The sequence below is a fragment of the Thiogranum sp. genome, from assembly GCF_058323355.1.
In genome coordinates, this window is sequence record NZ_JBTTIO010000093.1 from 1 (window position 1) to 6,351 (window position 6,351).

General features: G+C 58.0%; 6 protein-coding genes. All 6 read left to right on the forward strand.

What is annotated here, in order from left to right; translation table 11 throughout:
* Nucleotides 1–186: 186 nt before the first annotated feature.
* Nucleotides 187–1,050: a segregation and condensation protein A gene (locus ACW81B_RS12295; RefSeq protein WP_491580514.1), complete on the forward strand. Its 864-nt coding sequence runs from the start codon at nucleotides 187–189 to the stop codon at nucleotides 1,048–1,050.
* Between the two features lie 19 nt (nucleotides 1,051–1,069).
* Nucleotides 1,070–1,795 carry an SMC-Scp complex subunit ScpB gene (gene scpB / locus ACW81B_RS12300; RefSeq protein WP_491580515.1) on the forward strand — a complete coding sequence of 242 codons (726 nt, stop codon included), beginning with the start codon at nucleotides 1,070–1,072 and terminating at the stop codon, nucleotides 1,793–1,795.
* Nucleotides 1,796–1,817: 22 nt separating this feature from the next.
* Entirely contained in the window at nucleotides 1,818–2,648 is an 831-nt protein-coding gene (gene rluB, locus ACW81B_RS12305; RefSeq protein WP_491580516.1) for a 23S rRNA pseudouridine(2605) synthase RluB, read from the forward strand.
* Nucleotides 2,649–2,714: 66 nt separating this feature from the next.
* Nucleotides 2,715–4,178, forward strand: a complete 1,464-nt coding sequence (gene pyk, locus ACW81B_RS12310) for a pyruvate kinase (protein WP_491580517.1) — start codon at nucleotides 2,715–2,717, stop codon at nucleotides 4,176–4,178.
* 51 nt (nucleotides 4,179–4,229) lie between these two features.
* Nucleotides 4,230–5,666 (forward strand): FAD-dependent oxidoreductase, encoded by a 1,437-nt coding sequence (locus tag ACW81B_RS12315; protein WP_491580518.1) that lies wholly within the window; start codon nucleotides 4,230–4,232, stop codon nucleotides 5,664–5,666.
* A gap of 22 nt (nucleotides 5,667–5,688) precedes the next feature.
* Nucleotides 5,689–6,039: a hypothetical protein gene (locus ACW81B_RS12320; protein WP_491580519.1), complete on the forward strand. Its 351-nt coding sequence runs from the start codon at nucleotides 5,689–5,691 to the stop codon at nucleotides 6,037–6,039.
* Nucleotides 6,040–6,351 lie beyond the last annotated feature (312 nt).

Below are 6,351 nucleotides of genomic sequence, written 5' to 3' on the forward strand. Positions count from 1 at the left end.
GTTTTTTTATCTTTTTTATACCCCCCCCCCCCCCAGTCTTCGGTTGTTCTTTTGGTTGTTACCTTTCTTTTCAACCCACCCAAAACCCCCCCCCCCACCCAATTCAAAACCTGCGCTTGCAATGACGGTTGTTTCCAACCGGCCCGCGGGTGTTTACAATGCACTCATACCATCAGGGCTTATTGAATGACCGACACGCTGGCGCCACAGAAAACAACCCCCGAACAAGCTGAAATGCCCTTTGCCTTTGTGCAGGGTGAAGCGGTCACGACACTGCCCAAAGACCTCTACATCCCGCCGGATGCGCTGGAGGTTTTCCTCGAAGCGTTCGAGGGTCCGCTGGATCTTCTGCTGTACCTGATCCGCCGGCAGAACCTCGATGTACTCGATATCCCCATCGCCGAAATCACCCGTCAGTACATGGACTACATCGACCTGATGCAGGATCTGCGCCTGGAACTGGCCGCCGAGTACCTGGTGATGGCCGCCATGCTGGCCGAGATCAAATCGCGCATGCTGCTGCCGCGCGTGGTCGAGACCGAAGAAGAAGACGACCCGCGCGCCGAGCTGGTGCGTCGTCTGCAGGAGTACGAACGCTATAAGCAGGCCGCCGAAGATATCGACCACCTGCCGCGCGTGGGCCGGGATGTATACCCGGTGGAACTCATCGGCCCGGAAAAGCAGACGACAGCAAAGCCACCGGAAGTGTCCCTGCAGGAACTGCTGATGGCCGCCCGCGACGCCATGACGCGTGCCGAGATGTTCACCAGCCACCACATCCAGATGGAAGCGCTGTCGGTGCGCGAGCGCATGTCGATCGTGCTGGATCGCATTGGCGAAAAGGATTTTACACCGTTCACCGGGTTGTTCTCGGCCGGGGAAGGGCGTATGGGCGTGATTGTTTCACTGCTGGCGGTACTGGAGCTGATCAAGGAATCGCTCGTGGAACTGGTGCAGTCGGAACCCTTCGCCCCCATTTACATCAAGGCCGCGGGTTCACCGGCGGTGCTGGAACAAGACGAACTGCCGGCGGCGTCCGGTGAATCCTGAACACGGAAACGAGACAGACATGAGCGATAGCGAACCGCGCATCAAATATATAGTGGAATCCGTGCTGCTGGCATCCGGCAAGCCGCTGACGCTGGACAACATCCTCGCCGTGTTCGGCGACGGTGAAAAACCCGAGCGCGAGCAGATCCGTGAGGCCATTGCCGCGCTTCAGGAAGATTACGCCGAGCGCGGTATCGAACTGGTGCAGGTGGGCAGCGGTTACCGTGTCCAGGTCGGGCAGGACATGGAACCCTGGGTGTCGCGCCTGACGGAAGAGAAACCGCAGCGTTACACGCGCGCCCTGCTGGAGACCCTGGCGCTGATCGCCTACCGGCAGCCGATTACCCGCGGCGAGATCGAAGACATCCGCGGCGTCAGTGTCAGCAGTTCTATTATGAAGACCCTGCAGGATCGTGAGTGGGTGCGCGTTGTCGGTCACCGCGATGTACCGGGGCGGCCGGCCATGTACGGCACTACGAAAAAATTCCTCGATTATTTCAACCTCAAGGGCCTGGATGATCTGCCCACGCTGATGGAGTTACGCGATTTCGATTCCATCAATGCCGAGCTGGAACTGGCCATGCCGGGTGAAGGGGCGCCGGAGCTGGCAGTGGTTGAAAATGATGACGTTGCCAGTGAGGAAGAGACGGATTCATCAGCCGTTGAAGTGACAGCCGATGACGATACGGCAACCGTCGTGCAGGTGGCTGTCGATACCCAGGATCCTCCGGGTACCATCCACTAACCGCCTCCCCGCGGATATGCCCATGGAAGAACGCTTACAAAAAGTTCTGGCGAAAGCCGGCCTGGGTTCGCGACGCCAGATGGAAGACTGGATTCGGGAAGGTCGCGTTGAAGTCGATGGCAAGCCCGCCGAACTGGGTCAGAAGGTCAGCGACAACCAGCGTATCGTCGTGGACGGTCGTCGCCTGCATCTCAAGCCGGAGAACACCAGCCCGCCGGAAGTGATCGTCTATCACAAACCCCTCGGTGAAGTGTGCAGTCGCGATGACCCGGAAGGGCGCCCCACAGTATTCCATAACCTGCCAAAGCCACGCCAGGGTCGCTGGATCAGCGTCGGTCGCCTGGATATCAATACCTCCGGCCTGCTGCTGTTTACCACCGATGGTGAACTGGCCCACCGCCTCATGCATCCCTCACAGGAAATCGAACGCGAATACGCCGTGCGGCTGCTCGGTGATGTGGATATGCCCATGCTGGAACGACTGGTCGAAGGCGTGGAACTGGAAGACGGCGTGGCACGTTTTGCCGCGGTGGAAGAATCCGGCGGCACCGGCGCCAACCGCTGGTTCCACGTGATTCTCAAGGAGGGGCGCAATCGCGAAGTGCGTCGCCTGTGGGAATCGCAGGGCGTCAAGGTCAGCCGGCTGACGCGGGTGCGTTACGGGCCGGTGATCCTGGAGCGCAAGTTGCGCAAGGGGCAGGCGCGGCCGTTGCTCGCCGGGGAAATGAAAAAGCTCTACGAGGCTGTTGGCCTGGAAGTGCCGGTGATCGTGGCGCCGGTTGCGGATAAACCGTCACGTCATACGTCCCGCAAACCGAAACAACACACGGCGCGCAAGCGGTACAGGCATTAGTTCGCGCGCGACAAAACCCCGCGCAACGTTCATACTACGCCAGTTATAACCCAATGGACGGAAAGCATGCCCCGCAAGACCTTTGACCGAAAAGCGATCGCGTTGCAATGGCGCAGAACCAAGATTATCGCTACCCTCGGACCGGCGTCCGATTCACCGGAGATGATTGCCAAACTGGTCGAAGCCGGTGTCGACCTGTTCCGTATCAACATGTCGCACGGCGACCAGGATACCCACCGCAAGACTGCCAGGCGGGTACGCCGCGCCGCAAAGGCCAGTGGCCGGCACGTTGCCATTCTCATGGACCTGTGTGGCCCGAAAATCCGCGTTGGCAAGTTCGAGGATGGCAGCATCCTGCTCAAGTACGGCAGTACGGTCACCGTCACCACGCGCCCTGTCACCGGCAGGCCGGGCCTGATTCCCTCGCAGTACAAGTCCCTGCACAAGGACGTCAAGCCCGGCGAGCGCATCCTGCTTGACGACGGCAACCTGACCCTGCGGGTGCTGGAAGTAAAGGGCAGGGAGGTAATCTGCAAGGTGGTGGAAGGTGGTGTGCTGTCCAACCACAAGGGTATGAACCTGCCCAACTCGAAGCTCTCCACCACCGCGCTGACCGCCAAGGATCGCTCCGATGTGCGGCTGGCCGTGGAAGCCGATGTGGACTTTGTGGCACTCAGTTTTGTACGCCAGGCACGCGATGTACAACAACTGACGCGCTACCTGAAACGGCTCGACAGTCACATTCCCGTCATCAGCAAGATCGAGCACCCGGACGGTGTCGACAACATCGATGAAATCCTGGAAGAATCCTACGGCATCATGATTGCGCGCGGCGACCTCGGTATCGAGCTGCCGGCCGAGAAAGTACCGCTGATCCAGCGCGAACTGGTGCAGAAGGCGCGGCAGCGGGGAACGCCTGTCATTGTCGCCACCCAGATGCTGGAGTCGATGATGACCCACTCGCGCCCGACACGCGCCGAAGTTACCGACGTGGCCGGTGCGGCCATGCTCAGCGCCGATGCCGCCATGCTGTCCGGCGAATCCGCTGCAGGCAAATACCCGCTCAAGGCCGTACAGACCATGGACCGTATCCTGCGCGAGGTCGAGCGCCACCAGTGGCAGGAAGGGCACTTCGCCACAGAATCCATCGCCGACCGCCGCCAGAAAACCCATTTCGTGCGTGAATCCATGGCGCACGCCGCCGTGCAGCTTACCCACGACCTGGAAGTGGAAGCGATCATCGTACCCACCGACACCGGCACCACCGCACGCATCATGGCCGCACATCGGCCGCTGCCGCCTTCCGTTGGCGTCTGTTCCGATATCCGCATCTGCCGGCAGATGGCGTTGCACTGGGGCATAGTGCCTGTGTACCAACCCAGGGCGCGCAGCCGTAACTGGCGCACCATCTGTACCCATATCGCCAAACAGTGCCGGCTGGGCGAAAGCGGACACGACGTGTTGCTGGTGTCCGGTTTCAACGATGACCCGGTCAAGAACGAGCCGGTGCTGAAACTGATGCATTTATAAACCCCGCGCGCGGCCGCTAGAACGCGCAATGGAACAGGGAAACGCATTGCCATGGGTTCACACCAGTACGACCTGCTGATTATCGGCGCCGGCGTGTCCGGCACCGCGCTGCTTTATGAAACCGCCAGGTACACGGACATAAAGCATATCGGCGTGATCGAGAAATACGCCGCACCGGCGCGTGTCAACTCCCTGTCCAGTAACAACAGCCAGACCCTGCACTGCGGCGACATCGAAACCAACTACACCCTGGAAAAGGCACTCAAGGTACAACGCGCGGCGCGCATGCTTGCCAACTACTGCCTCAGCCAGCCTGACAAGGACCACCTGATCTTTGCCTACCCGAAAATGGTGCTCGGTATCGGAGCGAAGGAATGTCAGCTGCTGCGCGAACGCTTTGAAATCTTCGCTCCACACTATCCCAACCTCAAGCTGCTGGAAAAGAAAGACATCGCCCGCATCGAACCGGCTGTGGTAACACTCGCCAACGGACGCATGCGCGAGGAAGAGATTATTGCACTGGGTTCCACGGATGAGTATACCGCCGTCAACTTTGAAGCCCTGTCACGCTCTTTTGTGCGCCAGGCGCAGGCTGTCGAAGGCAAGAACATCGATGTTCACTACAACGAGACCGTTCACCACATCAAGGTCGAGGACAACCGCTTCCTGGTCGAGACCGACGGCACCTGTTACCAGACCCGCGCGCTGGTCGTGTGTGCCGGCGGCCACAGCCTGAAACTGGCGCAGGATCTCGGTTATGGCCTGCACTATTCCTGCCTGCCGGTGGCGGGCAGCTATTACTTCACCCCGCAGAACCTGAACGGCAAGGTCTACACCGTGCAGAACGACAAACTGCCGTTCGCCGCCATCCACGGCGACCCGGACGTACTGGTGCCGGGCAAGACCCGCTTCGGCCCCACAGCGCTGATCCTGCCAATACTGGAACGCTATAACTACCGCACCATGCCGGATTTCCTGCGCGTGTTCCGCTTTGACCGGCGTGTGGCGAAAGTCCTGTGGGAACTGTTCCGCGTAGCGGACATCCGCAACTACATGCTCAAGAACATTTTGTTTGAAGTGCCGGTAATCCGTAAATTCCTGTTCCTGCGCGACGTGCGAAAAATCATCCCGGCATTGCGCTGGCGTGACCTTACCTTTGCGCGCAAGGTCGGCGGCATCCGGCCGCAGCTCATCGACAAAACAAAAGGTGTGTTGCTGATGGGAGAGGCGAAAATCAACCCTGACAACGGCGCCATTTTCAACATGACCCCTTCACCCGGTGGTACCTCCTGTATGGAAAATGCAGAGATCGACATGCGCATAATCGCCAGACACCTTGGTGCTACAATTGATGAAGACACCCTGCGTCGTGAACTGTTGCGGGAAGACCACGAGCATGACGAAGAAGACTTCACCGGTCGCCTTCTCGATGATTCAGAAGGTAACGGCGGATTCTTCAGGCGCCTGGCGAGGCGGTTCAGAAAATAGAATACACACAGGAGGCATTCACATGGAAGTGAAGGCAACATTCAGGCCCGGAGAAAACGGAACAAAATTGTTACTCAAACAATACGGTGATCAACTGGTCTGTGTCCGTTATCGATATGATCGCCTGAAAAGAAAGAGTTACAAAACCATTGAGCTTATCGTTGAAGAAAAAGACTGGGTCCCCGGCACCCTGGTCAGACCAGACAAACCGGTTTCAGTAAGGGTGGGTTATAACGAGACGGAACTCAGATCCCTGATCAAGGATGCTGGTGGGTACTGGAATCCCAAAAAGAAAGTCTGGGTCCTGTCCTACATGGCAGCGCATGACCTTGGGCTGGAACGGCGTATACTTGACGAATTCTGTGATTTATAGTTACCAGAAATGGAAATATTATTGGCACATGAACAAACCATAAAGGTATCCGTAGAAAATGTTTACAGATATGCCAATTCCGTCCACTTATAGTTAAGTAACGCAACATGGAGCAGACGATGAAACTAAGATTAAACCTAGAGCTTGTTCCACGTACATGCTGGGGGCAAAACGTAAGAAAAGTGGTTTCAGATGAAACGTGGCGTGAGCTACGCTACAAATACGGCGCTTATAGCAACAAGTGTTCACTATGTAATTCGGATGTGGGCGACTCACCCTTGGAGCTCCATGAACTATGGGAGTACGACGATT

Excerpts from the sequence above, each read along its gene's own strand:
- ACW81B_RS12295 (WP_491580514.1), top strand. The coding sequence starts at position 187 with ATGACCGACACGCTGGCGCCACAGAAAACAACCCCCGAACAAGCTGAA.
- scpB (WP_491580515.1), top strand. The coding sequence starts at position 1,070 with ATGAGCGATAGCGAACCGCGCATCAAATATATAGTGGAATCCGTGCTG.
- rluB (WP_491580516.1), top strand. The coding sequence starts at position 1,818 with ATGGAAGAACGCTTACAAAAAGTTCTGGCGAAAGCCGGCCTGGGTTCG.
- pyk (WP_491580517.1), top strand. The coding sequence starts at position 2,715 with ATGCCCCGCAAGACCTTTGACCGAAAAGCGATCGCGTTGCAATGGCGC.
- ACW81B_RS12315 (WP_491580518.1), top strand. The coding sequence starts at position 4,230 with ATGGGTTCACACCAGTACGACCTGCTGATTATCGGCGCCGGCGTGTCC.
- ACW81B_RS12320 (WP_491580519.1), top strand. The coding sequence starts at position 5,689 with ATGGAAGTGAAGGCAACATTCAGGCCCGGAGAAAACGGAACAAAATTG.